Below are 25,830 nucleotides of genomic sequence, written 5' to 3' on the forward strand. Positions count from 1 at the left end.
CGCCCCGCCTGTCAGGGGCCCACGGGAGGAACACCATGACCACCGATGTCACCCTCAACTCCAAGGCCCCTCAGCCGCGTTCGGCGGTGCTCGACGACGCCCACGTCGGCGACATCAAGGGCGCCCTCGGCACCATCCGGCTCGATGACGAAGCGCCGCGCCAGGGGCTGAGCGCAAGACTCAGGACCCTGCTGGCGATCGTCGGCCCCGGCCTGATCGTGATGGTCGGCGACAACGACGCCGGCGCCTTCTCCACCTACGGCCAGGCCGGCCAGAACTACGGCACCCAGCTGCTGTGGACGCTGGCCCTGCTGATCCCCGTCCTGTACGTCAACCAGGAGATGGTGCTGCGCCTGGGCGCCGTCACCGGCGTCGGCCACGCCCGCCTCATCCTGGAGCGGTTCGGGAAGTTCTGGGGCGCTTTCAGCGTCATCGACCTCTTCCTGCTCAACGCGCTGACGCTGGTCACCGAGTTCATCGGGGTGACACTCGCGGCCGGGTACCTGGGCCTGCCGAAGGTCGCCTCCGTGGTCCTGGCGGCCGCGGTGATCATCGCGTCGGCCTTCACCGGCTCCTTCCAGCGCTTCGAGCGGGTCGCCGTGACGCTGTGCGTCGGCTCGCTGCTGCTGGTGCCGATCTACTTCATGGTCCACCCCAAGACCTCGCAGATGGCCCACGACTTCGTGGTCCCCAGCATGCCCGGCGGCTCGGGCGAGCTGGCGACCGTCATGCTGCTGATCGTCTCCGTCGTCGGCACCACCGTCGCCCCCTGGCAGCTGTTCTTCCAGCAGTCCTACGTCATCGACAAGCGCATCACCCCGCGTTTCATGAAGTACGAGAAGGCCGACCTGTGGATCGGCATCGCCATCGTGATCATCGGCGCCTCCGCCATGATGGGCTTCTGCGCCGCCGCGTTCGCCGGCACCGACGGCTTCGGCCAGTTCTCCGACGCGGCCGGCGTGGCCAAGGGGCTGGAGGACAAGGCCGGTCACGTGGCCGGCGTGCTGTTCGCGATCGCCCTGCTGGACGCCTCGGTCATCGGCGCCTTCGCGGTCTCCCTCTCGACCGCCTACGCGATCGGCGACGTCTTCGGCATCAAGCACTCGCTGCACCGCGGCGTCAAGGGCGCCAAGGGCTTCTACGGCATCTACGCCGGCGTGGTCGTGGTGGCCGCCGCCATCACCCTGCTCTCCACCGACTACGCGCAGGGCCTGATGACCCAGTTCGTCCAGGTGCTGGCCGGGGTGCTGCTGCCCTCCGCGACCGTCTTCCTGCTGCTGCTCTGCAACGACAGGGCCGTGCTCGGCCCCTGGCGCAACGGCCCCAAGACCAACGCCTTCACCTCCGCGGTGGTCGGCATCCTGGTGATGCTGTCGCTGATCCTGACCGCCGCCGTGGTCTGGCCGGACATCAGCTCCGAGGCCCTGCTCTGGATCATGGCCGGCTGTGGCGTGGCGGGTGTCCTGGTCGCCGGGTACTTCTTCACCTTCGGCCGCAAGGGCACCAAGGAGGATCCGATCGACCGCACCGGCCGGGAGAACTGGCGGATGCCCCCGCTGGAGACCCTGGACAAGCCGGTCATGTCCACCGCCCGCAAGGTCGGCATGGGCGCCCTGCGCTCCTACCTGCTGATCGCGATGATCATGGTCATCATCAAGGTCGTCCAGACCGCCCTGAACCACTGACCCGGACACCGGGGGCGGCGACCGCGCACGACCGCCCACCGCCCCCGGCCCCGCCCGGAACCCTCGACCGCCCCGCACCCGGGGACAGGAAGGGAGTACGGCCATGCGCCCCACCGGTACCGCCCTCGACACCGCTCTCGGCACCACCATCGACACCGGCACCACGCCGTTCCACCGCTGCCCGAGCGTCCGGCTCGCCCTGCACGACGGCGTCGAGCGCGCCTACCGCCTCGACGACCCCGGCTCCTGCCCCCTCTCGGGCACGCCCAACACCCCGGCCTCCGCGTACGAGCCCCGCGTTCACCTGGCCTACCTGCTGGCCCGCCAGGGCCACCGCCCGGACTGGCTCGCCCGCTTCGCGGACCTCCCGCCGGCCGCCGCGCACCGCCTGGCCCACGCCGCCGCCGAGCGCGTCGGCGCAGCGGCCTGACGAACCGTCACTTTCCCTTCCTGCCGGCGAATTCGTTCACGTCCACTTGTCCCGTCACGGAGGTGACCTGCCATGTCCATCGTTGCCGCCTTCCGGCCCGCCCTTCCGTCCACCGACCGCGGCCGACTGCGCGCCGCCCTCGCCGCGGTGGGCCGACGCCTGGCAGCGAGCCCGCTGGACAACTCCGTCCTCCAGGCCGTCGCCGCCCCGACCGTCCCGAACGGCCCGACCGGCCGTCCGACCCGGCTGCGGGCCAGCTGGCGCACCGTCACCGCACCGGACGGTACGGCCCGCCTGGAAGCCTCCTGGCGCCCGGGCCGCTGACCGGGCCCGCCCCCGACTCGACCCGACCGACCCGACCGACCCGACGAAGGAGCATCCGCCATGGCCGTGCGCTACCCCAGGCTCGACGCCATCTTCTCGGACCACACCGCCACGGCCGCCCCCGCCCGGCGCACCGCCGTCCCCGCCCCGCAGCCCGTCATCGCCGCCCGGCAACCCGTCATCAGCGCGGACGCCGGCCTGGTGGTGGACTCCGAGCAGCGCACCGTCACCGTCGACGGCCAGCACCTCGACCTGCCGTACCTGGAGTTCGAACTCCTCGCGCACCTGGTCGGCAACCCGCTGCGGGTGCACTCCCGCCGCCAGCTGATGGAGACCGTCTGGGGCCGGCCCGACACCGGCGACACCCGCACCATCGCCACCCACATAGCGCGGCTCCGCCGCAAGCTCGGCCCCGGCCACCGGGAGGCGATCGCCACCGTCCGGCAGATCGGCTACAAGTACGACCCCCGGCTGGTCCGGGCCGCCTGAACCAACCACGCCTCACCGCAGAAGGAGGACACCGCAATGACCAGAGCGCCCATCCCGTTCCCCCGGACCGGCAGAACGACGGCCCTGGGCGGCGTCCTGCTCGTGCTCACCCTCCAGTGCCTCGCCGTCGGCGTCGCCCCCGAGCCCCTGCGGCTCTTCCTCTCCGGCGTACTCATCGGCGCCTCGGTCGCCGGACTGCTGCTCGCCCTGCTGCTGGCCCACGGCCGGCAGCGGGCGGGCCGGGCCCGAGGGACCACTCCGGACGACGACGCCCAGTGGTTCAGCGCCCGCTCGCTGGAGGGCTTCCCGATGGAGCAGGTCCGCCCGCTCCTGCTCGCCCCCGGCTCCCCCGGCCTCAATCGGCTCTACACCGCCTGGGTGTTCGCCACCCACGGGCACGACCCCCAGTGGATCGCCCACCACCTCGGCCTGCCCACCCCGACCGCCCGGCTGCTGGTCACCGCGGCTCGGCAGCACACCACGTCCACCCCCTTCGACAGGAGGCCGCAGTGATCACGGCCCTCGACCACGTCCAGCTCTCCGCACCACCCGGCAGCGAGGCCCTGCTGCGCGCCTTCTACGGCGATGTCCTGCAGATGGCCGAGATCCCCAAGCCCCGGCCGCTGACCGGGCGCGGCGGCTGCTGGTTCGCCGCCGACGGCGGACGGGTGCGGCTCTACCTCGGCATCGACGAGCGCTTCCGCCCCAGCACCAGGGCCCACCCCGGGATGGCGGTCTGCGAGATCGACGATTTCGCCTCCCGACTCGCCGAACTCGGCGCCCAGGTGGTCTGGGACGACAGCCTGCCGCCCCGGCGCCGCTTCTACACCACCGACCCGGTCGGCAACCTGCTGGAGTTCGTGGAGGCGGCCGAGCAGCCGGACCCGGCCCCGAGCACGGTCCGAACAGCAGTCTGAGCACTGGTTCATTTGCGTACGGACGTCGGGAGGGAGCAGACTGCCCGGGTTTGCGCGCCGGAGGTCCCCGCCATGCCCTTCCCGAAGTCCGTCCCGGGCCTCTCCCGGAGCCCACTGCCGTCCCGGGGCCCACTGCCGTCCCGGGCGGCGCGCCGCCCGGCCCGGACGACCTGGGTGGTGGACGTGGTCGTGGCGGCCGCCGTGCTGGTCCTGCTCTACCTCGCCCTGCGGATCGGGCAGGGCACCACCGTGCGGTTCTCCACCGCCCGCGACGCCGCCGTGGACACCGACCCGGCCCGGCTGCCGTACGACGCGGCGCGCTCGCTGCTGCGGATGTTCGCCGCGCTCGTCGTCTCGGTCGGCTTCACCTTCGGCTACGCCTACACCGCCGCCCGCAGCCGACGGCTGGAACGGGTGCTGATCCCCGCCCTGGACATCCTCCAGTCGGTGCCCGTGCTCGCCTTCCTCACCGTCGCCGTGACCGGCTTCCTCGCGCTGTTCCCCGGCTCGATGCTCGGCCTCGAATGCGCGGCCGTCTTCGCCATCTTCACGTCCCAGGCGTGGAACATGACCTTCGGCTTCTACCACTCGCTGGTCTCGCTGCCGCGCGAACTCGACGAGCTGTCCCGCTCCTTCCGGTTCAGCCGGTGGATGCGGTTCTGGAAGGTCGAACTGCCCGCCGGCATGATCGGCCTGGTCTGGAACGGCATGCTCAGCTTCGGCGGCGGCTGGTTCTTCCTGGTCGCCTCGGAGGCGATCAGCGTCGACAACCAGCGGTACGCTCTGCCCGGGGTCGGCTCCTACGCGGGCGCCGCCATCGCAGCCGGGGACCTCGGACGGGTCGGCTGGGCGATCGCCACCATGGCCGTCCTCGTCGTCGGCGTCAACTTCCTGTTCTGGCGGCCGCTCACCGCCTGGGCCGAGCGCTTCAAGAACGAGCAGTCCGAGGCCACCGAGGTGCAGCGCTCCGCCGTCCTGGACCTGCTGCGCCGCTCCCGGCTGCCCGGCCTGCTCGGCCGGGCACTGCGGCCGGTCGGCCACGCCCTCAACCGGGCCGGACGGGTCTTCGGCACCGACGACGGGCCGCTCGCCGTCAACCCCGTACGGCAGCGCACCGGGGACCTCGCCTTCGCTCTCGTCTCCGGCGGTGTCGTGCTCTGGGGCCTGGTCGACCTCGGGCACTACCTCGCCCACACCACCGGCCTCGGCGTCTTCGGCGAACCGCTGCTGCTCGGCCTCGCCACCCTGGCCCGGGTCGTGGTGCTGGTCGCGGTGGCCACCGTCGTCTGGGTGCCGATCGGTGTGAAGATCGGCTTCTCCCCCCGGCTGACCCGGATCGCCCAGCCCCTGGTCCAGGTCCTCGCCAGCTTCCCCGCCAACTTCCTCTTCCCGCTGGTGGTCTGGCTGCTGCTGCGCACCGGCCTGTCGATCGACCTCGGCGGCGTCCTGCTGATGGCTCTCGGCGCCCAGTGGTACATCCTGTTCAACGCCATCGCCGGCGCCATGGCCATCCCCAGCGACCTGCGCGAGGCCATGGACGACCTCGGCGTCCGCGGCTGGCAGCGCTGGCGCCGGCTCATCATCCCCGGCATCTTCCCGGCGTACGTCACCGGTGGCATCACCGCCTCCGGCGGCGCCTGGAACGCCGCCATCGTCTCCGAGGTCGTCAGCTTCGGCGGCACCACCCTCACCGCCACCGGCCTCGGCGCGTACATCGCCCGGGCCACCGAACGCGGCGACTACCCCCACCTGCTCGCCGGGGTCGCGGTGATGAGCCTGTACGTCGTCGTCCTCAACCGCCTGCTCTGGCGCCGCCTGTACCGGCTGGCCGAGCGCCGCTACTCGCTCTAGCCCCGGGGGTCCCGTCCGATGCGCTTCCCGTTCGCACGCTCCGCCGCTGTCACTTCCGGTGTCGCTTCCGGTGTTGCCTCCGCTGATGCTCGCGTCGCCATGGAGACGGTCGACGGCGGGATCCTGCTGGAGGCCGCCGGTCTGACCAAGTCCTACGCCGGGGCCGACGGCGAACTGCCGGTGCTCTCCGGAATCGACCTCACCGTCCGGGCCGGCGAGATCGTCGCCCTGCTCGGCCGCTCCGGCTCCGGCAAGTCCACCCTGCTGCGCTGCCTGGCCGGCCTGCTCCCGCCCAGCTCCGGCACCGTCCGCTACCGCGGCGTCCCGCTCACCGGCGCCAACCCCGGCACCGCGCTGGTCTTCCAGACCTTCGCCCTGCTGCCCTGGCTGACCGTCCGGCAGAACGTCGAACTCGGCCTGGAGGCCCGCGGAGTGCCCCCGCGCCAACGCGCCCGGGCCGCCGACCAGGCCATCGACCTGATCGGCCTGGCCGGCTTCGAGAACGCCCATCCCAAGGAGCTCTCCGGCGGGATGCGCCAACGCGTGGGCTTCGCACGGGCGTTGGTGGTCGAACCGGACGTCCTGATGATGGACGAGCCGTTCTCCGCGCTCGACGTGCTCACCGCCGAGAACCTGCGCGGCGAGCTCATGGAACTGTGGGACTCCGGCCAGTTCCCCACCCGCGCCGTCGTCCTCGTCACCCACAACATCGAGGAGGCGGTGCTGATGGCCGACCGCATCGTCGTCCTCGGCTCCCGCCCGTACGGCACCATCCGGGAGACCGTCGAGGTCGACCTGGAACGCCCGCGCGACCGGGACTCCGCCGCCTTCGACGAGCTGGTCGACCGGGTCTACCGGATCATGACCGGCCGCGCCAAGGACACCACCCGCCCGGCCGTCCGGCCGGACCGGGAACGGCTCGAACCGGAACGGCTCAACCCGGACCGGCTCGACCCGGACCGCCCCGACCGCCGTACGGTGGCCAACACCCCGCTGCCCACCGCCAGCGTGGACGGCCTCTCCGGCCTCGCCGAGATGATCGCCCACCGCGACGGCCGCTGCGACCTCCCCGACCTCGCCGACCAACTCGGCCTCGACCTCGACGACATGCTCCCCCAGGTCGACGCCCTCGACCTGCTCGGCTTCGCCGAGGTCCACGGCGACGACCTCCTGCTCACCGAGGACGGTGCCGCCTTCGCCCTCGCCGACGTCCAGGACTCCCGCGCCCTCTTCGCGGGCGCCGCGCTCGACGTCCCCCTGGTCAAACTGATCACCAACAGCCTCGGCGGCGCACCCGGCACCACCCTCCGCGCCGGGTTCTTCCGCGACCTGCTCGCCCACCACTACACCAGCGAACAGGTCGACCGGCAGCTGGAGACCGCGACCGACTGGGGCCGCTACGCGGGCCTGTTCGGCTACGACGCGGCGCGGCGGGAATACCGGCTGGAGGACGCCCAGCCGGGGACAATGCCGCGGTGACCGCAACGCCCACCCCGAGGGAGTCCCAGCAGTGTTGAACAGGCGTCACTTCCTGGGGACGGTCGGTGCGGCAGGGCTGGCGCTGCCGACCGCGACCCCCGCCGCGGCCTCCCGTGACCACGAACGCTTCATGGCCGCGGCCATCGAGGAGGGCCGCAAGAACGAGCGCTACCCGTTCGGCGCCGTCATCGTCCGCGCGGGCCGGGTGGTGGCCCGGGGCACCGCATCGGCGGACAGCCCGGTCCAGCACGGCGAGATCGTCGCCATCGAGGACTACGGCCGGCCCTACGGCAGCCCCGAATGGGCCGGCACCGCCCTCTACACCACCGCCGAACCGTGCCCCATGTGCATGAGCGCCTGCGCCTGGGCCGGCATCGCGCGGGTCGTCTGGGGAACCTCCATCGAAGGCCTGCGCCGCACCGGCATCGACCAGATCGACCTGTCGGCGACCGCCGTCGCCGAAGCCGCCAAGTCCTTCTACCACCCGCAACTGCTGCTCGGCGGCGTCCTCGCCGACCGCACCGACGAACTGTTCCGCCGCGCCCAGATCCTCCGCAACGGCGGCGACGGGGAGGACTCCTGGCGGCGCGGCCTACGCCCGTGATCGCTAAGCTTCCCGGGGCGGGGGGACGACGGGCCGGAACGGCGGGCGACGAGCAGGGAGGGCGGCGGCTTGCGGGACGGATGGATCCGGGTGCCGGTCGGTGGCGACGCCGGCCGGTGGGCGACGCGCGGCGGGTGCCGGCGGGTGCTGCTGATCGTGCACAACGTGACCTCGGCGACCCGGCTGCTCGACGTGGTCGGCCTGTTCCGGGACGACCTGCGGGTGCAACTGCTGGCCACCTGCCCGGGGACGTCGCCGTTCCGCTCCGGAACCTCCGAACTGCTGGCAGCGCTCGGCGTTCCCGTAGTGCCCTGGGACCAGGCGCTGGACATCGGGGCGGAGCTGGCGATCTCGGCCAGCTTCGGCGGTCAACTACAGGCTTTCAAAGGGCAGTTGGCTGTCCTTTCGCACGGGGTTGGCTACAATAAGAGGCTGGCCGCACCGGACACCGGACACCGGACACCGGACACCGGACACCGGGCGCCTTCCGCCCTCGGCGCCGGCGGCTCCGGCTCCGACCCCGTCTTCGGGCTCTCGCCCGAGTGGGCACTCGCCGACGACGGCGCGCCCGTCGCCGATGCCATGGTGCTGTCCCACCCCGTCCAGCTCGACCGGCTGCGCGCGTCCTGCCCGGAGGCGGCCGGTACGGCGGTGCTCGGCGGTGATCCGTGCTTCGACCGGATCCTGGCCGCCCGCCCCCGCCGGGAGGCGTTCCGCCGGGCACTGGGCGTCCGCCCGGGCCAGCGCCTCGTCCTGCTGAACTCGACCTGGAACCCCACCTCCCTGTTCGGCGACGGCGGCGCGCACGACGCACCGGGCGGCCGTGACGCCCGTGACGCCCGTGACGCCCGTGACGCGACGGAAGGCGGGCCGTCGGACGTACTGCCGCTCCTCCTGTCACGCCTGCCCGAGCTGCCGGTCGACGAGTACCGGATCGCCGCCGTCCTGCACCCCAACGTCTGGCACGGCCACGGCCCCGGGCAGATCCGGCTGTGGCTGGACGGCGCCGCCCGGGCGGGCCTGACCCTCGTCGATCCGGTGGCGGACTGGCGGCAGGCGCTGATCGCCGCCGACGCCGTCCTCGGCGACTTCGGCTCGGTCAGCTACTACGCCGCGGCGATCGGCACCCCGGTGCTGGTCGCCGCGCCCGGCCTCACCGTCCTCGAACAGTCCTCGCAGGTCGCCGAGTTCGTCCGCGAGGCACCCCGGCTGGACCCGTACGCCCCGCTGCGCCCCCAGCTCGACGCCGTCCTCGCGGACGGCCGTGTCCCGACCGGGCCGGCGACCCTCACCACGTCCTGTCCCGGCGAGTCCGCCGACCGCCTGCGGGCGCTGTTCTACCGGCTGATCGGCATCCCCGAGCCGGCCGCACCCGCGCTGCTGGACCCGCTTCCCCTGCCCGCCCACCAGCCGGCCCTGGTCACGGCGCCGCTGCGGGTGCTCACCGAGGTGGTGGACGGAACGGTGACGCTGCGCCGGTTCGCCGCCGTCCGGTACGAGCCGGACGGCCCCGGCGACGGCCACCTGGCGGTGCACGAGGACACCCTCGACCCCGGCGCGCTCGACCTGGCCGACCTGATCCTCCAGCACACCCCGCCCGACCGCCCCGACGACCCCCGGCTCGGCCCGCCCCGCCAGTGGGCGGCCGAGGTGCTGGGCCGTCACCGCTCCTGCGCGCTCGCCGCCCTGGTCACCGGCCCCGACGCCTGTACGGTGGTCGAACGCACCGGCCGAGCCTGGGAGTTGACCGCTCTCGGCCTCGACCCCGCCGCGGCCGCCTCCGCCCTGCTGGCCTGGCGGGCCGCACACAGCGGCCGGGAGCCCGCCGAGCTGACGGTACGCAGTGGCGGGGCCGTCCACCGGGTCGCGGTCACTCCGTCCCGTTGACGCACAGCGAGCGCAGCACCGCCAGCGGCGCCAGGTGGAACACCGCGCCCTGCCGCTCCAGCAGGGTGCCCGCCTCGTCCAGCAGCGGCAGCGCCCGCGGGCCGTGGCCCTGCTCGATCAGCACCTGCGCGAGGTCGGTGAGCGCCCGGGCGGTGTTGTAGCCCTCGCCGGTGCCCCGGAAGAACACCACCGCCTCCTCCAGCGCGGCCCGCGCCGGGTCGAAGCGCCCGAGGCCGCGCAGTGCCCGGCCGCGGTGGCGGCCCAACAGGGCGCGGGCGCGCGGAAGATCGGCACTGCCGTCACCCCCCGGACCGATGCCGTCGAGCAGGCCGACGGCCCGGTCGAAGCAGTCCAGGGCCTCGGCGTAGCGCCACTGCCGCAGCCGCAGCAGTCCCAGCGATTCGACGGCGGTGGCCCGGCCGCGCAGGTGGCCGTCCTTCTCCTCGGCCTCCGCCGCCAGCAGCAGGTGCCGTTCGGCCTCCTGGTAATCCTGCAACTCGACCAGTGCGAGCGCCAGTTGTCCGTGCATCCGGCCGGCGACGCGCGGGGCCGTCCCGGGCGCGGCGGCGGCCCGGGCACCGGCCCGCAGCGCGGGCAGCAGTTCGTCGTGCCGACCCGCCTTGAGCTGGACGGCCCACAGCGCCTCGACGAGCTGGCAGACCAGCTCGGGCGCGGCGAACTCCTCGGCGGCGCGGACGGCTTCGACCAGGTTGGGCAGTTCGGCGCCGAGCGCGGCGAGCGCCTGCGCCTCGTCCGGGTAGCCGTTCGGACCGAGGACGGCGTACAGCGGGCCGAGGTGCCAACGCTGCGGCAGCGCGGCGCAGTCGGCGGCGACGGCGAGGCGCAGCAGCGCGTCAACGGTGCGGGTGACGGCGGCGGCGCACGCGGCGAGCCCGTCCTCGCGGACGGCCAGGGCCTCGGCGTGCCGGCGGACGACCGGGCGGTAGTGGTGCCGGCCGTCGACGGCGGTCTCCAGCAGTCCGGCGTCGGCGAGTTCGGCGAGCGCGGCGGCAGCGTCCGGCTCGGCGAGACCGGTGGCGGCCGCGGCGACCCGCGCGGTCAGCCCCGGCCAGGGACGCAGGGCGCAGCGGCGGTAGGCGAGGGCGGCGTCCGGCGGGAGCTGCCGGTAGCGGTCCTCGGCGGCGGCCTCGGCCGGGTCGGCCGGGGCGGCCGGCTGGGTGGTGGACGCGGATCCGGCGAGCGCGGCCTCGGCGAGGCCGGGGGCGGCGGCGCGCAGCGCGAACGGGTAGCCGGCGCTGCGTTCCAGGACGCCGGGCAGGGCGGCCCGAGCGGCGGTGACGGCCTGCTTGCCCGCGACCTCGGTGAGCAGCCGGCGGGCGTCCTTGTCGGCGAGCGGGCCCACCGGGATGTTCACCGCGTCCAGCCCGGCCAGCGGGCGGCGGGCGGTGATCACGGTGAAGACCCCGGTGGCGGAGGTGAGCAGCGGCCGGAGCTGGGCGGCCGAGTGGGCGTGGTCGAGCACGACCAGCAGGCGGCGGGTGGCCAGCAGGGCGCCGAACAGGTCCGCGCGGTCCTCGACGGTGGCGGGCAGGTGCTCGGCGGGCACGCCCAGACGGTGCAGGAAGCGGCGGAGTACGGTCGCCGGATCGGCGGCGCCCTGCGGCCCGGCGGCGCGCAGGTCGGCGTAGAGCTGGCCGTCCGGGAAGCGGGCGGCCTCGCGGCTGCCCCAGTGGATCGCCACCGCGCTGGTGCCGATGCCGTCCGGCCCGTGCAGCAGCGCCTGCCGGGGTCGGCCGTCCGGCTTGCGGCCGCCCTCCTTGTCGAGGGCGGCGAGCGGGCCCTTGCGGTCGGTGAAGTAGCGGGTGGAGGCGGGCAACAGGCGCGGCACCGCGTCCGCCCCGCCGGACGGGGCGCCGGACGGCACGCCGCTCATCCAGGCGGCCAGCGCACGGGCCTGCGCCGGATCGTTGCGGGCCCCCTCGACGAGCAGCCGGGCGACGGCCTCCCGCTCGGTGGCCCCGGCGGGCGCCGTGACCTGGCGCCCGGTGGCCCGCTGAACCAGCCCGCCGAACGCCTCCCACGCCCACTTGCCGGCCTCCCCGGCCATCGACGAACTGACCGCTCCCAACACACCCGAGACCGCCGAGATCGACAGCGGATCGACCATGCCCCCACCACCCCCAGCACCACGCGCGGCAGGCTCCGCCCTCCGCCTCCGTCCCTGACCCGCCCAACGGTAGCGTCTCGCCCGCCCGCCTTCGGCCCGATGACGGTCCGTCAGGCCGGCTGATCCGTCACGGGCCGACGGCGCACTCCGCGGACGGCCCGGGCGGCGCGGGCGAACGGCTGCTCCACGGTCGCGGCGGCCGGGGCCACGCCGTGGTCCCCATCGCGGTCGCCGCCCCGCACCGGCAGGTCGTTCGCGATCACGGCGGCCTCGGTCAGCAGGCCGCGCACCTCGGTGGCCCGGTAGAAGATCCGCGTCCCCTCCCGGCGGGCCACCACGAGACCCGCCGCGCGCAGCTTCGCCAGGTGCTGCGAGGTCGCGGCCACGTGGGCGCCCAGCAACGCGGCCAGCTCGCTGACCGGCAGCTCCCGCCCGCTGAGCGCCCACAGCAGCCGGTACCGCGACGGATCCGCCACCGCCTTCAGCACCGCCACCGCCCGCTCCGCCGCCTCGGCGTCCCAGGCCTCTTCCTCCGCACCACCCATACCCCCGATCGTACCGACGCCCCCAGCCGCCCGACCCCGCACGGGAAGTCGGCCCCGCCGACGTCCCGCGCAACCAGCCCCGCGCCGCCCCCCACCACCCCCGGTCCCGCGCAGGAAGTCGAATCCGCCGACTCTGCTGGCGAAGTCACTCGGGGGGGCCGGGGGCCGGTGGTAGGCCGTGGCCCTCCAGCGCCCTGCGCGAGACGCGGGCCGGGCAGCTTGGTACGGCGAGACGGCGGGGCGGCGGTAGGGCGGCGGTAGGGCGGCCCTGGGCCGGGGGTCTACGGCTGGCGGGTGCCGTCGAGGTAGGCGAGGACGGCGAGCACGCGGCGGTTGTCGTCGTCGGAGGCGCCGAGGCCGAGTTTGGCGAAGATGTTGGAGGTGTGCTTGCTGACCGCACCCTCGCTGAAGTGGAGGCGTTGGGCGATGGCCGCGTTGGAGCGGCCCTCGGCCATCATCGCGAGGACGTCGCGTTCGCGCGGGGTGAGCATCGCGAGGGGCTCGTCGTAGGCATTGCGGGCGAGGAGGCGGCTGATGACCTGGGGGTCCATGACGGTGCCGCCCGCGGCGACGGTGTGGACGGCGTCCACGAACTGGTCGGCCTTGGAGACCCGGTCCTTGAGCAGGTAGCCGACGCCCCCGGCGCCGTCGGCGATCAGTTCGCGCGCGTAGAGCTGTTCGACGTGCTGGGAGAGGACCAGGACGGGCAGGCCGGGCTGTTCGCGGCGGGCGGCGAGTGCGACCTGGAGCCCCTCGTCGGAGTAGGTGGGCGGCAGCCGGACGTCGACCATGGCGATGTCCGGACGGTGTTCGGCGAGGGCGGCGGCCAGTTCGGGCCCGCTCTCCACGGCGGCGACGATGTCGTGTCCGTGGGCGCTCAGCAGCAGTTCCAGTCCGTCCCTCAGCAGGACGAGGTCCTCGGCGAGGACAACGCGCACGGCAGCTCCATGATCAGCCTGGTCGGGCCCCCCGGGGGGCTGGTCAGCGTGAGCGTACCGTCGAACACCGCCAGTCTGCGCTGGATGCCCCGCAGGCCGCTGCCGCCGGCGGGGTCGGCGCCGCCTCGGCCGTCGTCGGTGATCTCGGCGCGCAGCAGTCCGGCGGCGTGGGTGAGTTCCACCGTGGCGCGCCGGGCGTCACCGTGCTTGACCGCGTTGGTGAGCGCCTCGCTGACGGCGAAGTACACCGCCGACTCCACCGGCGCCTCGGCCCGGCCCGGCAGTTCGGCCCGTACCTCGACCTTCAGCGGCACGTCCAGCGCGAGCGCCCGCACCCCCTCGGCGAGGCCGCGTTCGGCGAGCACCGGCGGGTGGATGCCTCGCACCAGGTCGCGCAGTTCCTGCAGTGCTTGGGTGACGTTCTCCTGGGCGTCTGTCACCACCTGCTTCGCCTTCTCCGGGTCGCGGTCGATCAGCGGCACCACCGCCCCGAGCCGGAGGCTGACCGCGACCAGCCGGGCCTGGGCACCGTCGTGCAGGTCCCGTTCGATCCGGCGCAGTTCGGCGGCCTGGGCCTCGGTGGCGTCCAGCCGGATCTCGGTGAGCTGCTCGACCCGCTGGGCGAGCCGGGTACGTTCGGTGGGCCCGAGCAGCGTGCGGGTCCACCGGCCGTGCAGGTGCAGGGCGGGTGGGGCGAGGGCGAGCCCGGCGGGGACGAGGACGAGTCCCAGCAGCGGGCCGAGGAGACCGGGCAGTGGCAACAGGCCGTATCCCAGGCCGGGTTGGGGCAGGACCGGCTGTGCCAGCCCGTACAGGCCGTAGCCGACCAGCAGCGGGGGCACGGCCGCGACGGCGCCGCCGACCAGCGGGTCGGCGAGCAGCCAGCCGGCGTCGCGCCAGGTCGCCGGGTCGTTCCAGAGCCAGCGCAGGGTGCGGGCGAAGGACGCGAACCGGCGGTTCTTGTGGTAGTCGTGGCCGGTCCAGAACCAGCCGTGCAGGGTGCGTTCCAGCGGCGGGAGCGGCACGTACGGCACCGGTACGGGCACCTGCGACCAGTGGCCGGAGGCCCACCGGGCGGCGCCGGCGAGGGAGCGGACCAGCCTGGTGACCGCCGGGAACAGCGGGAACATCCCGAGGCAGCCCCAGAGCAGGAACGAGACCAGGTAGAGCACGGCCAGCACCGCCCCGACCGGGACGAGGAGCGTGAGGACGGCGAGGCGCCCGAGCGCCCGTACGGCGTTGCGCAGCGCCTCGGCGCCTCGGGACTGCAGGGTGCTCAAGGGACCTCCGGTCGGATCGGATGCAGGACGATCATGATGGCAGGGGGCCCGTGCACTACTCCCCGGTGGCGGCGTGCTTGGCGCGGATCAGCCGGTACACCCCGTACAGGCAGACCGAGCCCAGCAGGATGAACCCCGCCGCCACCGGCACCTGCCAGCCCTGCGGCAGGTACAGGGCCAGGAACCAGCTCCGGTTCGCCGGTGCGAGCAGCGACATCCCCAGCGCCACCCCGCCCTGCGGGGGTGCCGGTGGCGGCGGGGTGTCCTTGCGCCCGCCCCGTCCCGGGGCCGGCTCGTGATCGAATCTAGGGACCGCAGATCAGCGGCAGAATCCAGCTGCACCCCGGTCGGGGGTGGGCCTGGCCCCACCCCCAACCCCACAGAGGACAGGAAGGTGCCCCGCCTCCCGTCAAGGGAGACGGGGCACCGCCGGTCATGGCCGACCGCTCAACACTGCGCCGGCGGGTCGACCTGCTCCATGTTGAGGTCGAGGCGTTCCTCGGCCGACTGGCTGCCCCGACGGACCGCCACCTTGTACCCGCCCTGGAGGTTCCTCGGGATCGCGACGCTGTAGACAGTGTGATCCACGCCGTCGAGCGGGATCGAGAACCCCGCCTGGACCGGGAAGTCCCTGCCCTGGCATGAGAGATGGTCAACCGCCTCACCGTTGGACATCAGCATCACCGACCAGTTGCCCTCGAACAGGCTGGCGCCGATGAAGGTGCCGACCCCGGGAGTCGGCCGCTTGGCGATGTCCGCCAGCGGAACACAGCCGCGGGCCACGACGCCGTCCGAGGCCGAGCAGACGTCACCCGTCTTCTCCGCCTGCCAGATCAGCTCCGGCCCGTAGCCGTTGCTGAACCGAAGCTGCGTGAACGCGTCACCGGCAGGTGCCGTCCCCTTCTCCTTGGCCGTTTGCAGGATCGTCTGCCTGACCTCCTCCGGAAGCGTCAATCCGGCGCCAACAGCGGCCGTGGGCTCACTGGCCGACGCCGCACCGCTGGGAACCGCCACCGCGCCCTCCGCGGATCCCGGCCCTTTCGACGGCCCGCTGCACGCGCAGCCACCCAGGAGCAGGCCGACCGCCACCGCGGCGCGAAGTCCCTTCATCCGACGCATCGTTCTCCTCCCCCAACTCCCCTGGCCGGAAGGTAGAACACCGACGAGCCGCCGGTCGAGCGGCTTGAGCCTTCCCTGAGGCTCGGAACTCGAAAGCCCGCGCGGAGGCGGGCTCAGCCGACCTGGACGGTGAACTGGCGCCTGGTCTGCTCCGGGCCGCCGGAGAACGTCATGCCCAGGGTGTCGCGGTAGCCGACGTGCAGGGTGAGGGTGGTCCGGCCGGGCTGCCGGGCGGCGCGGAAGACGAAGTCGTAGTGGCCGCCGGAGTCCGCGCCCATCGCACCGGTCAGGTCCGGCAGGCCGAAGTTCCGGACGTACTCGGCGCCGACGGTCTGCACCACAGCGGGGTCGGGGGCCTGGGCGACGGTCCAGACATCACCCCACGACCGGTGGGCGCTCACCTCGACCGAGAACAACTGCCCGGGTTTGACGATGAGTTCACCCGATCCGGTGGTGAACACCGTGCCGTGGTCGAGCTTCCCGGTGGTCATCCGGTGGATCGCCACCGCACCCGCCGCGCCCGCGACGGCCAGCACGGCGACCACCGCGAGGAGCACCCGGCGCCACGTCCGCTTCCGCGAGCGCGTACCGCCCCCGACGACATCCGATCCCATGGCCGATCCCCCGATACCCCGCCATTCCGCACAAGATCGCCGGACAGCATAGCGGCAGCGGCACCGCCTCCGACCGGCGAGGACAACGGGGACGGCTTGACGCCACCAGGGCAGCGCGGATTTCCGTCAGCACCACCCGCTGTGATCAACCGGGATCTCCGAGTAAGGTCCAGCCACGACGACGCGCCCCGGGATCGAGGAGTGTGACCGTGCCCGACCATGAGCGGCAGGCAGGCCAGTTCGAGCACCTACGGCCGCGGATGCGTGCCCTCGCCTACCCGCTGCTGGGGTCGTTCGACGAGGCCGAGGAGGCCGTGCGGGAGGCCTGGGCCAGGCTCGACCGGATCAATCCGGAGGAGGTGGCGGACCTGGCCGCCTGGCTGACCGTGGTGACCGGCCGGGTCTGCCTGGACCGGCTGCTCAAGCGGACCGGGCAGGCGGGGCAGGCGGGGCTGCGCCTGCCGGACGCGGTGGTCGAGGCGGAGGCGTCCGGCGGCCCCGGCCGCGGCGCCCCGGTCGGCCTCACCCTGCTGGTCGCGCTGGACGCGCTGGCTCCCGCCGAGCGGGTCGCGTTCGTGCTGCAGGACCTGTCCCGGCTGCCTCTCGACCAGGTGGCGACCGTCCTGGACCGGACCACGGCGGACACCCGCAAGCTCGCCGAGCGGGCCCGCCGCTTGGTGCAGGAGGCGCGCGAGGCGGACGGCGAGCGCAGCCCGGCCGTGCGCCGCAGGCTGGTCGACGCCTTCTGCGCGGCGGTGCTGGACGGTGACCCGGCGGCAGCGGCGGCCCTCCTGGAACCGGGGGCGGAGCTGCACGCGGACGGCTGGCCCCCGCTCCACGGCGCCCAGCAGGTGGCGGAGCGCGCCGTGACGCTCTGCCAGGACGGACCGGCGTTCACCCCGGTGCTGGTCAGCGGTTCCCCCGGCGCCCTGGTCACCCGCACCGGCGTGCCGGCCGTCGTACTGGGCTTCGCCGTCCGAGCGGGCCGGATCAGCCGCGTCCAGCTCCTGCTGGATCCGCGGCGGCCGGCCGTGGTCGACGTCGACACCCTCGGACCCTGAGGCCGTCGGCGTCGGTCCGCGTCGGGCACCAGGTCGTGGGCGGCCGGGCTCTCCGCCAGCTGGGAGCGAGGACCGGGGGGTCGCGGTTGCGACGGTGGGCGGACCGCCGGCCGAGGAGTTCCGCGCTCTCGTGGCCGTCGGCGCCGTCCGCCCAGCAGACGGGGTCGTCCGCGGTGTCGATGCCCCGGTGACGGCTTCGGACCCGTCTAACGCGCCGGGAACCGCCGCCCCGCGGCGAGTACGGCGCCCGCGCAGGTGCTGCCGAGGAAGGCGCCCGCCAGGACGTCGCCCGGGTAGTGGACGCCGGCGTGGACCCGGGAGTAGCCGACGGCGCAGGCGAGGAGGGTGAGCGGGGGGCCGGTGGCGGGCAGCAGGGTGCCCACCGCGGTGGCCAGGGCGAAGGCCGAGGCGGTGTGGCCGGAGGGGAAGGACGCCGAGACCGGCATCGGCACGTACCGGTTGACCACCCGCGCCGCCTCGCGGTCGGGGCGGGGGCGGCGGACCAGGTGCTTGCCGAGGACGTTCGCGGTGAAGGAGGCGACGGCCACGGAGGCCGCACCGGCCTGTCCGGCACGGCGCCAACGGCCGGGGGCGAGGGTGAGGGCCGCCGCGATGGAGAGGTTGATCTTCGAGTGGTCGGCGGCCCGGGACAGCGCCCGCAGGCCCGCGTCGAGGGTGGGCGTGTCGGTCGCCGCGACGGCGGCGTAGACCGCCCCGTCGAGCGCGTCGAGGTCGTGCAGCACCGGACCGGCGACCCGGCCGACGGCACCGGCGACCCGGCCGACGGCACCGGCGACACGACCGGCGACACGACCGGGGACACGGCCAACGACACGTCCGGTCACGAGTGGCCTCCGGTCCGGGGCGGCCCCGTACGGCCCAGGGCGAGACGGGTGACGTCGCGCCAGTCCAGCCGGCGGGCCCGGGCCTGCTGGGCCGGGTCCGCGCCGGGGCGGTCGCGCGGGACGCGCACCCGCAGGGCGCGGTGCTGCAGCGTGCAGACGACCGGGGTCGGCAGGGTGAGCGCCTCGCCGTCGACGGCGACGGGGATCTCGGGGGCGTCGGCGTACACGGTGACCTGGCGCGCCGACAGCAGCTTCAGTCCGCCGGCCCGCTCGCCGAGCAGGGCGAGTTCGGCGGCCTGGGCGGCGCTGTCGACGCGGATGCCGAGGACGCCCAGCACACCGCTGTCCAGGCGCGGGCGGCGGCCGAGGTCGACCGGGTCGGGCGCGGCGTACGGGTTGTTGCTGACCAGCAGGGCCTGCGGCGCCTCGATGCGGTGGTCGTCGGCCTGGGCGGTCAACTGGGTGCCGCCGTCGCCCAGCAGCAGGTCGGGGAGGGCGTCCAGGGCGGTGGCGGCCTTGGCGTCGCGGTACTGGGGGCTCTGCACGATCTGGGCGTAGGCGCCGAAGGAGACGGTGTTGACGAAGGTCCGGTCGCCCACCCGGCCCAGGTCGACGGAGAGTTCGACGCCGTCGCTCAGGGCGTCCAGGCAGGTGGCGGGGTCGGCGCGGTCGAGGCCGAGGTCCGCCGCGAAGTGGTTGCGGGTGCCGGCGGAGACGACCAGGAACGGCAGGTCGTGCTCGGCGGCGACGGCCGCGACCAGGGCCTGGGTGCCGTCGCCCCCGGCGACGCCGAGCAGGTCGGCGCCCTCGGCGACGGCCCGGCGGGCGAGTGCGGCGACGTCCTGCTGCGCCGAGGGGTCGGAGGGGTCCAGCAGCACGACCCGGGCGCCCAGTTCCTCGGCGCGGCGGACCAGGTCGAAGCGTTCGACCTTGCCGCCGCCGGACCTCGGGTTCATGATCAGCACCGGCCGGCGCGGCGGCGGGGACTCCCGCACCGGCATCGGCCGGGGCGGCCGGGCCGCCCGCAGCGAGGCGCGGGCGCAGCCGAGCCCGGCCAGCCACAGGGCCAGTCCGATCACCGCGAGCAGCAGCACCTCGGCGGCGTAGGCCAGCAGGATGACGGCGACCGGCGTGACGACGGCCAGGGCGGCGCCGGCGATCCGCGCCAGGGCCCGGCGGGTGATCGCCCACCAGGCTCCGGCGGCCATCAGCACCAGCCCGACGAATTCGGCGAGCAGCACCAGCAGCCCGTGCGGGCCGGTGAAGGCCAACACCGCCACCGACGCCGCCGCGCACAGCAGTGCGAGCCGCGCGAGCCGGCGCGGTCGGCGCAGCCGACGCCGGTCCACCACTTCGCTCATCAGCCCGCCCTCGTCCGCTCGACCCTCCGGTTGACCCCTCCGGGTGAGCCTTCTGCCCGCTCCACCCGGCCGATCCCTCCAGTGGGTCCCTACGGTCCCTCCGGTTGGTACGTCCGCTGATCCTTCCGGTTGGCCCACGGTAACCGGACGGCCCGTCCGGGGCGCGCCGAGCGGGTCACAGCGGTCATCGGACGACTCGGCGCCGCCGGTGCGGGAAGGGCGGCGGGCCTGGCCGGAACGTCCGGACCGATTCCGGAGCGAGTACGGCGGTCGGATCGATCAACGAACCCGGATCCCCGATCCGATCTCGTGGGGGCTCTCGAACCGCTGGGGCGCCGACGTCGGACGGCCCACCACCGCCCGTGGGGCGGGGTGGGCCGTCCGACGTGCAGGGGTCAGCGAAGTTCGAGCGTGCAGCACTTGACGCTGCCGCCGGCCTTGAGCAGTTCGGTGAGGTCGACGCCGATCGGCTCGAAGCCGCGCTCTCGCAGGCGCGCCTTCAGCTGGACGGCGGCGTCGGGGAGGAGGACGTGGCGGCCGTCCGACAGCGCGTTGAGGCCGAAGACGGCGGCGTCCTCGGCGGTCGCCAGGATCGCGTCGGGGAACAGCTCCCGCAGCACCTCCTGGCTACCGGCGGTGAAGGCCTCCGGGTAGTACATGATCTCGTTCTCGGAGAGCACGGCCAGCGCGGTGTCCAGGTGGTAGAACTCCGGGTTCACCAAGGTGAGGCCGATCACCGGGAGACCGAAGTACTCCTGGGCCTCGGCGTGCGAACGGGGGTCGGTGCGGAAGCCGGTCCCGGCGAGGATCTTCCGGCCGACGACGAGGTAGTCGCCCTCGCCCTCGTTGATGTGCTCGGGCCACAGGACGTCGGTGTACCCGTGCTCGGTGAACCAGGCCAGGTAGGCCGGTCCTTCGGCGGTCCGCTCGACGTGACGGAACCGGGCGCCGAGCACCCGGCCGTTGACGACCGTGGCGCCGTTGGCCGCGAAGACCATGTCGGGCAGGCCGGGCAGGGGCTCGATCACCTCGACGGTGTGGCCGAGGCTCTCGTAGAGGTTCTTGAGCTCGGTCCACTGCGCGAACGCGAGGGAGGTGTCCACCGGCTTGGCCGGGTCCATCCAGGGGTTGATCGAGTACGTCACGTCGAAGTGCTGCGGCGGGCACATCAGGAAGCGCCGAGAAGTTGCGGTGCGGGTGACGGTGGTCGCGTCCTCGTATGACACGGGTTCTCCTCGTGGGGGTTCTTCGGAAGCGGCGACGGTGCGGGGTTGCCGCACCGGCGCCGGTGGGGTTGTGGCTTGGGGTCGGGGTGGTCCGCGGCGTCAGCCGGAGTCGTCCGCGAGTGAGGACGTGGTGCCGACGCGCCCCACCGCGAACCAGGCGGGGATCAGGGCCAGGACCGAGACCGCTCCGATGATCAGCCAGGCGGTCCGGCCGAGACCGCTCCACAGGGCGACACCGGCGGCCGGTCCGATGGCCGAGCCGATGCCGAACATCGCGTGGGCGGCGCCCAGGTAGCGCCCGCTGGCCGCGGGCGGGGCCGCGATGGCCGGGTAGGCGAACATCGTCGGGCCCTCGATGATCTCGGCGAGCGTCCACAGCAGGGTGCCGGCGACGAAGACGGCGAGCCCGCCCGGCAGGGCGTACAGCGCCATACCGGCGCCGAGCAGACAGAACCCGACGGTCAGGACCGTGCGCACGCGCCAGTTCTGCACGACCTTCGTCATGAGCAGTTCGAAGCAGATGACCACGGCGCCGTTGATCGCGACCATGACGCCGTACCAGAAGGTGCTGAAACCGGCGTCCCGGACGGCGAGCGGAAGCGTGCTCAGGTACTGGATGTAGACGGCGGCGTTGAGCAGCATCGCCACCAGGTAGGCGACGTACCGCCGATCGCGGAGCACGGCGAGGTAGCTCCCCGTCGGACGCTCGGCGGGGGACGCGACGGACGCCGCGGACGCGGCGGCCGCGGCCCCCTCCGGCCCCGTCGGACCGGAGCCCTCACGGGGCAACGCCAGGAGCACGATCACCGCGTAGCCCAGTGCGGCGGCGGCCTCGCCGTAGAACAGCAGGTCGTAGGAGACCGAGACCAGCATGGTGCCGAGCAGCGGCGCGGCGGTGGTGCCGACGTTGAGGGCCAGCCGGTACATCGCCGAGATCATGACCTGGCGGTTCTTGGGGATCAGCTCGGCGATGAACGCCGCGGCCGCCGGCCGGTACACCTGGCTGATCAGGCCTGCCAGCCCGACGGACGCCAGGAGCGCCGGGTACATCCGGACGTGCAGCACCGCGACCAGCAGCACGGCCGTGCCCACCATGCCCAGCAGGATGGTCCGCCGGGCGCCGATCCGGTCGGTGAAGGTGCCGCCGAGCAGCACGCCCAGCACCGACCCGGCGCCGTAGACACCGAGCGCCACCCCGCCCTGGACGTCGCTGAAGCCCCTGCTGGTCATGAACAGCACCAGGAAGACCTGGATGAAGGAGCCGAGCTTGTTGACCAGGACGCCGAAGAGCACGGCCTTCACGGCGAACGGCGACTCCACGAACGTCGCCAGGACCCCTGCCTGACGGGTGTCGGGTTCGGCGGTGGTGACACCGGTCATGACGCCCCGCCACCGGGCCGGTCGCCCGCGGGCCGCTCGACGATCCGCAGTGCCGCCGCCGCCGCGTCCAGTGCCGTCTCGCACTCCTCGGCCGTCGGCGCCACCGCCGTGGCGAGGGCTATCCGGCCGCTCAGCAGGCCGCGCGGCGGCGGGGAGACGACGTCACCGGGGGCCGCGAGGACGACCGTGCGGTCGATCTGCGGGGGCAGCGCCGAGACGTCGAACTCCACCCGGTCGATGACCGTGTCGTCGTGCTCGACGTAGAGGAAGCGCACGGCCGCCACCAGGTTCCGGTCCGCGACGACCTCCGGCTCGCGGCCGCAGGCCACCGCCGCCGCGACCAGGCCCGGGTCGATGCCGGAGGCGAGCCGGCCCAGGTAGGGGATGAGGTCCCCGCCGAGCCGGGCGTTCACCTCGATCACCTTGGCGGTGCCGGAGGGCGACAGCTTGAGTTCGGTGTGGGTCCAGCCGGTGGTGAAGCCGAGCGCGGCGTGGACGTCCTGGAGCACGCCGAGGAACTCCGGGTCGGCGAGCAGCGGGTCGTCGTGCGAGACGGTGTGGCCGGTCTCCTCGAAGTACGGCGGGAAGCCGGTGCGCTTGTGGCCGACGAACAGGGGTCGCACCTTGCCGTCGACGATCACCGAGTCGACGCTCACCTCGGGGCCGTCCAGGTACTCCTCGACCAGGACCGCCTGGTCGTAGTCGGGCATGTGCGGCACGGTCGCCTCGTCGGCGAAGTCGAAGCACGCGGCCATCGCCTCCGCGGAGCGGACCAGGGACACGCCGTAACTGGCTGCCGCCGCACGGGGCTTGACCACGACCGGGTAGCCGATCCGGTCCGCCGCGGCGAGCGCCTCGGCGGCCCCGCCCACGAGCGCGAAGCCCGGCTGCGGCAGGTCGGCCGCGGCCAGGGCGGCCCGGGTCTGGTGCTTGTCACGGCACCGCCAGACCGCGTCCGCGTCGGTGGTGGGCAGGCCCAACTCGGCCGCGACGACGGCCGCCTGGTGCACCCGGGCCTCGTCCCAGCTCAGCACCCCGTGCACGGGCTCGCGCGCGGCGACGGCCGCCGCCGCCGCGGACACGTGTTCCAGGTCCGTGGTGGGGACGACGGTGCTGCCGGCCAGGTACGGGGTCTCCCAGGTGGGTTCCGCGGTGTTGACCAGGTGGATCCGGTAACGGGTGCTGATGGTGGCGAGCAGGTACTCGCGGTACTTCTGCGGACCGGTCGATATCAGGAGCAGCAGCGGGAAGGTTCCGGCCGTGTGCTCGCGGGGCGACTTCATGGGCTCTCCAGGTTGGGCGGGGCGGGGACGGGCTCGCGGTGGGTCACGACGGCACCGACGCGGGCCGGACGTCACCGAGGACGGTTCTCGCGTGGCTGGTCAGCCGTCCGTGCCGCAGCACGTGGAAGGCGAGCGCGGGCGGGGCGTCCAGGGTCTTCCACAGCTGCCCCGGCTCCTGCTCCCAGGGCATGAGCGCGGTCGAGGCGACGCCCGGTGCGCACACCAGCGGCAGGTCGGCGAAGCGGGTCGCGGCCATCGTGTGGGCGTGACCGCACAGCACCCCGGCGACCTGGGGGTGGCGCCGCAGGACGGCGGCGAACCGGTCCGCCTCGCGCAGCCGGATCCCGTCGATGTACGGCAGGCCGAGTTCCGCCGGCGGGTGGTGCAGGGCGACCAGCGTGGGCCGGTCCGGCGCCTCGGCCAGGGTCTCGTCCAGCCACCGGAGGGTCTGCGGCCGCAGCAGCCCGTCGGCGCGGCCGGGCACGGACGAGTCGCACAGCACGATCCGGGTGCCGGCGACGTCCCGGACCTGGTCGACCGGCCCGCCGTCCCCGGTACCGGCCCCGGTCCGGTGCGCGTCCCCTTCCCCGTCCCCGGGCCCGTCGCCGTCGCCGTCGCCGTCGAGCAGGATCCTGCGCAGCGCCTGCCCCTCGTCGTGGTTGCCGGGGCACACGAGCACCGGGAACCGTTCGTACAGCGGGGCGAGGACCTCCCGCGTCCGTACGTAGTACTCCTCCGTGCCCCGGTCCGCGATGTCACCGGTGATCAGCACCGCGTCGATCTCGCCCGGCAGTTCCACGAGGTAGCGCACCATCCGCCGGACCCGTTCCTCGGCCCGGGGCCCGTCGTCCAGGTGGAGGTCGCTGAGGTGGGCGAGCACGGTCGCACGGTCGGCGTCGTCCGCCGGGCTAGGCGACATCGTAGAAGCCCTCGCCGTCGAGGTAGCGGGCCGTCATGTAGTCGTGGCTCACGATGCCCTCGACCTCGTGCAGGAGGTGGACGAGCATCGGGTAGGTCATGTCGTTGACCGTGCGGGAGACCCGCTCACCGGGCCGGACCTTCAGCAGCAGGTCGTGGTAGCTCTCCAGGGCCTGCAGCTCGGCCAGCCGCGGGTAGCCCAGGAGCTCGCCGGTGTGCGGGGAGACCATGTTGACGCAGACGGCGTGCCGGGCCACCTCGTAGCCGGTCTCCCACCGCGACAGGAAGGACTCCGGGTCGACGTACGCCGCCACCGTCCACTCCAGCTGGCTCTCCCCGATCGCCGCCCGGGTGAGCAGCGGCAGCATCGCCCCGCAGACCCGGGCGCCCGTCTCGACCAGCCGCGGCCCCTGGGGCGTCAGCTTCAGCTCGGTGTGCGCGGGCCCGTTGTGCACCCCGAGGGCGTCCAGCACCTGGTTCGCGTACGCCACCAGCAGCTCCTGCTCGGGGCCCTCACGCACCATCAGCTGCGAGCCGCCGAGGAGGTCGTGCACCCCGTTGACACCGAGGTGCTGGGTCTTCCAGATGTCGCACACGTAGTGCTTGCCGTCGAGGCTCACGGTGTTGACGTAGTACTCGGCGCCCACCAGGTACTCCTGGGCGACCACGGCGTCGTTGTGGTGCCCGGTCGCGCTCTCCATCCCCATCAGGCGTTCGAAGGCGGCGCTGACCTCGTCGGCCGTGTCGCAGAAGGAGACGCCGTCGTTGAGCGCGCTGCGCACCGGCTTCAGGACGACGCGCCGCGGCTGCGGCCCGTACCAGGCCAGCAGGGTGTCCAGGTCGGTGGCGAGGATCTGGTCCGCGGCGGGCACCCCGGCCGCCCGTACGGTCTCGACCATGCGGAACTTGTCGCGCCGGGCGGGGCTCAGGGCGGTGCCGTTGGTGCGCAGGCCGAGCGCCTCGCTCAGGGTGTCGGCCAGCTCGACGCCGATCTCGGCGCCGGCCAGCAGGGCCACCGGCGCGTACGGCTCGATGGCGGCCAGGGTCTTCCCCGTGTCGCCGCCGTGCAGGACGGTGCCGATGAAGTCGTCCGGGTTGAAGGAGGCCGTGAAGACGGCGGGCGGGCTCTCCTGGCTCTGGACGTGCAGGCAGTCGTAGCCCCGGGCGTGGAACAGCGGGGCCAGGTGGCTGGCGGTGGAGTAGGCGTCGACGATGACGACGACCGGGCGGGACTGCGCTGCACTGGTCATGACGGGTCTCCTTGCGTACGGGGTGGGGTCGGATCAGCCCACGAGGACCGGGTCGGCCGGGGCGGTCTCGGTCTCGCTGGCGGTCTTGATCTCGATGGCGGCCTTGACCAGGCCCGCGAAGAGCGGGTGCGGGCGGGTCGGACGGGACTTCAGCTCCGGGTGGGCCTGGGTGGCCACCAGGTACGGGTGCACCTCACGCGGGTACTCGACGTACTC

Annotated in this window: 26 protein-coding genes; 11 read left to right on the forward strand and 15 right to left on the reverse strand. The window is 73.9% G+C overall.

What is annotated here, in order from left to right:
- Nucleotides 1-35: 35 nt before the first annotated feature.
- From ACIRVF_RS09600 to ACIRVF_RS09645, 10 genes are all read left to right on the forward strand, one after another.
- Nucleotides 36-1,685, forward strand: coding sequence for an NRAMP family divalent metal transporter (locus ACIRVF_RS09600; protein ID WP_402815715.1), 1,650 nt, complete (start codon nucleotides 36-38; stop codon nucleotides 1,683-1,685).
- Between the two features lie 103 nt (nucleotides 1,686-1,788).
- Entirely contained in the window at nucleotides 1,789-2,115 is a 327-nt protein-coding gene (locus ACIRVF_RS09605; protein ID WP_402815716.1) for a hypothetical protein, read from the forward strand.
- A 72-nt stretch (nucleotides 2,116-2,187) separates the two neighbouring features.
- The gene (locus ACIRVF_RS09610; RefSeq protein WP_402815717.1) at nucleotides 2,188-2,439 is read left to right on the forward strand and encodes a hypothetical protein; all 252 of its coding nucleotides are present in this window, start codon (nucleotides 2,188-2,190) and stop codon (nucleotides 2,437-2,439) included.
- A 60-nt stretch (nucleotides 2,440-2,499) separates the two neighbouring features.
- A complete protein-coding gene (locus tag ACIRVF_RS09615; protein ID WP_402815718.1) occupies nucleotides 2,500-2,928 on the forward strand; it encodes a winged helix-turn-helix domain-containing protein in 429 nt (142 codons plus the stop codon).
- Between the two features lie 36 nt (nucleotides 2,929-2,964).
- Nucleotides 2,965-3,441, forward strand: coding sequence for a hypothetical protein (locus ACIRVF_RS09620; RefSeq protein WP_402815719.1), 477 nt, complete (start codon nucleotides 2,965-2,967; stop codon nucleotides 3,439-3,441).
- The gene (locus ACIRVF_RS09625; RefSeq protein WP_402815720.1) at nucleotides 3,438-3,845 is read left to right on the forward strand and encodes a VOC family protein; all 408 of its coding nucleotides are present in this window, start codon (nucleotides 3,438-3,440) and stop codon (nucleotides 3,843-3,845) included. The genes ACIRVF_RS09620 and ACIRVF_RS09625 overlap by 4 nt, the downstream gene beginning before the upstream one ends.
- A 72-nt stretch (nucleotides 3,846-3,917) precedes the next feature.
- A complete protein-coding gene (locus ACIRVF_RS09630) occupies nucleotides 3,918-5,696 on the forward strand; it encodes an ABC transporter permease (RefSeq protein ID WP_402815721.1) in 1,779 nt (592 codons plus the stop codon).
- A gap of 99 nt (nucleotides 5,697-5,795) precedes the next feature.
- Nucleotides 5,796-7,175 (forward strand): nitrate/sulfonate/bicarbonate ABC transporter ATP-binding protein, encoded by a 1,380-nt coding sequence (locus tag ACIRVF_RS09635; protein WP_402815722.1) that lies wholly within the window; start codon nucleotides 5,796-5,798, stop codon nucleotides 7,173-7,175.
- A gap of 34 nt (nucleotides 7,176-7,209) precedes the next feature.
- Nucleotides 7,210-7,779 (forward strand): nucleoside deaminase, encoded by a 570-nt coding sequence (locus ACIRVF_RS09640; RefSeq protein WP_402815723.1) that lies wholly within the window; start codon nucleotides 7,210-7,212, stop codon nucleotides 7,777-7,779.
- 144 nt (nucleotides 7,780-7,923) lie between these two features.
- Nucleotides 7,924-9,666, forward strand: a complete 1,743-nt coding sequence (locus tag ACIRVF_RS09645) for a hypothetical protein (RefSeq protein ID WP_402815724.1) — start codon at nucleotides 7,924-7,926, stop codon at nucleotides 9,664-9,666.
- On the opposite strand, the gene ACIRVF_RS09650 is transcribed toward ACIRVF_RS09645, so the two are convergent.
- The 7 genes from ACIRVF_RS09650 to ACIRVF_RS09680 form a co-directional block, all read right to left on the reverse strand.
- A complete protein-coding gene (locus tag ACIRVF_RS09650; RefSeq protein ID WP_402815725.1) occupies nucleotides 9,650-11,794 on the reverse strand; it encodes a tetratricopeptide repeat protein in 2,145 nt (714 codons plus the stop codon). The genes ACIRVF_RS09645 and ACIRVF_RS09650 overlap by 17 nt on opposite strands.
- Before the next feature lie 110 nt (nucleotides 11,795-11,904).
- Nucleotides 11,905-12,339, reverse strand: a complete 435-nt coding sequence (locus tag ACIRVF_RS09655; RefSeq protein WP_402815726.1) for an ArsR/SmtB family transcription factor — start codon at nucleotides 12,337-12,339, stop codon at nucleotides 11,905-11,907.
- A 281-nt stretch (nucleotides 12,340-12,620) separates the two neighbouring features.
- Entirely contained in the window at nucleotides 12,621-13,277 is a 657-nt protein-coding gene (locus tag ACIRVF_RS09660; protein WP_402815727.1) for a LuxR C-terminal-related transcriptional regulator, read from the reverse strand.
- Entirely contained in the window at nucleotides 13,241-14,557 is a 1,317-nt protein-coding gene (locus ACIRVF_RS09665; RefSeq protein WP_402815728.1) for a sensor histidine kinase, read from the reverse strand. Before ACIRVF_RS09665 ends, ACIRVF_RS09660 begins: the two co-directional genes overlap by 37 nt.
- Before the next feature lie 55 nt (nucleotides 14,558-14,612).
- The gene (locus ACIRVF_RS09670; RefSeq protein WP_402815729.1) at nucleotides 14,613-14,774 is read right to left on the reverse strand and encodes a hypothetical protein; all 162 of its coding nucleotides are present in this window, start codon (nucleotides 14,772-14,774) and stop codon (nucleotides 14,613-14,615) included.
- Between the two features lie 230 nt (nucleotides 14,775-15,004).
- Complete coding sequence (locus ACIRVF_RS09675; RefSeq protein WP_402815730.1) at nucleotides 15,005-15,667, reverse strand: hypothetical protein; 663 nt, start codon at nucleotides 15,665-15,667, stop codon at nucleotides 15,005-15,007.
- A 122-nt stretch (nucleotides 15,668-15,789) separates the two neighbouring features.
- The gene (locus ACIRVF_RS09680; RefSeq protein WP_402815731.1) at nucleotides 15,790-16,290 is read right to left on the reverse strand and encodes a protease inhibitor I42 family protein; all 501 of its coding nucleotides are present in this window, start codon (nucleotides 16,288-16,290) and stop codon (nucleotides 15,790-15,792) included.
- Between the two features lie 209 nt (nucleotides 16,291-16,499).
- On the opposite strand from ACIRVF_RS09680, the gene ACIRVF_RS09685 reads away from it, so the two are divergent.
- A complete protein-coding gene (locus ACIRVF_RS09685) occupies nucleotides 16,500-17,351 on the forward strand; it encodes a sigma factor (RefSeq protein ID WP_402815732.1) in 852 nt (283 codons plus the stop codon).
- A 206-nt stretch (nucleotides 17,352-17,557) separates the two neighbouring features.
- Here the strand turns inward: ACIRVF_RS09685 and ACIRVF_RS09690 are convergent, their stop codons facing one another.
- The 8 genes from ACIRVF_RS09690 to ACIRVF_RS09725 form a co-directional block, all read right to left on the reverse strand.
- Complete coding sequence (locus ACIRVF_RS09690; RefSeq protein WP_402815769.1) at nucleotides 17,558-18,094, reverse strand: phosphatase PAP2 family protein; 537 nt, start codon at nucleotides 18,092-18,094, stop codon at nucleotides 17,558-17,560.
- A gap of 98 nt (nucleotides 18,095-18,192) precedes the next feature.
- Entirely contained in the window at nucleotides 18,193-19,557 is a 1,365-nt protein-coding gene (locus tag ACIRVF_RS09695; protein WP_402815733.1) for a diacylglycerol/lipid kinase family protein, read from the reverse strand.
- 395 nt (nucleotides 19,558-19,952) lie between these two features.
- Nucleotides 19,953-20,783 carry a dimethylargininase gene (ddaH, locus tag ACIRVF_RS09700; protein WP_402815734.1) on the reverse strand — a complete coding sequence of 277 codons (831 nt, stop codon included), beginning with the start codon at nucleotides 20,781-20,783 and terminating at the stop codon, nucleotides 19,953-19,955.
- Nucleotides 20,784-20,882: 99 nt separating this feature from the next.
- Nucleotides 20,883-22,163 carry an MFS transporter gene (locus ACIRVF_RS09705; RefSeq protein ID WP_402815735.1) on the reverse strand — a complete coding sequence of 427 codons (1,281 nt, stop codon included), beginning with the start codon at nucleotides 22,161-22,163 and terminating at the stop codon, nucleotides 20,883-20,885.
- Nucleotides 22,160-23,446, reverse strand: a complete 1,287-nt coding sequence (locus ACIRVF_RS09710; protein WP_402815736.1) for an acetyl-CoA carboxylase biotin carboxylase subunit family protein — start codon at nucleotides 23,444-23,446, stop codon at nucleotides 22,160-22,162. The genes ACIRVF_RS09705 and ACIRVF_RS09710 overlap by 4 nt, the downstream gene beginning before the upstream one ends.
- A gap of 43 nt (nucleotides 23,447-23,489) precedes the next feature.
- Nucleotides 23,490-24,365, reverse strand: a complete 876-nt coding sequence (locus ACIRVF_RS09715) for a phosphodiesterase (RefSeq protein WP_402815737.1) — start codon at nucleotides 24,363-24,365, stop codon at nucleotides 23,490-23,492.
- Entirely contained in the window at nucleotides 24,355-25,614 is a 1,260-nt protein-coding gene (locus ACIRVF_RS09720; protein ID WP_402815738.1) for an ATP-grasp domain-containing protein, read from the reverse strand. The genes ACIRVF_RS09715 and ACIRVF_RS09720 overlap by 11 nt, the downstream gene beginning before the upstream one ends.
- A 33-nt stretch (nucleotides 25,615-25,647) precedes the next feature.
- Nucleotides 25,648-25,830, reverse strand: a 183-nt coding sequence (locus tag ACIRVF_RS09725) for a hypothetical protein (protein WP_402815739.1), incomplete at its 5' end; no start/stop codon positions are given.

The organism is Kitasatospora sp. NPDC101157 (genome assembly GCF_044768255.1).
Taxonomy (GTDB): Bacteria; Actinomycetota; Actinomycetes; order Streptomycetales; family Streptomycetaceae; genus Kitasatospora.